At 34.9% G+C, this 255-nt stretch carries 1 pseudogene; it reads right to left on the bottom strand.

Annotated elements, in window-relative coordinates:
* Positions 1-255, bottom strand: a pseudogene (locus ACEO2X_RS14595) (IS110 family transposase); the annotation flags it as partial.

The following is a 255-nucleotide window of genomic DNA, read 5'->3' on the forward strand; positions in this document are numbered from 1 at the left end:
GTTTCAATGTTGGATCTTGATCTATGTGATTATTTATTAACTTATCAATATGTTCAAGTTGCTGATTTAAATACTCAATATTCTCTTCAAGTAATTTAATCACAACAACGGAGGTATGAGTGGACTGCGCCTTTTCAAGTCGATTCTTTTCCTGCAATAGACTACCTAGATAGACATCTCGTCTGCCTAGTAAAGCTTTTAATAATCTGACATTTTCAGGTTCAGGCTGCCATATGATTAACTTTGCGGTGTAAC

Origin of the sequence: Acinetobacter sp. AL9 (assembly GCF_041464035.1) — a bacterium.
Classification (GTDB): domain Bacteria; phylum Pseudomonadota; class Gammaproteobacteria; order Pseudomonadales; family Moraxellaceae; genus Acinetobacter; species Acinetobacter towneri.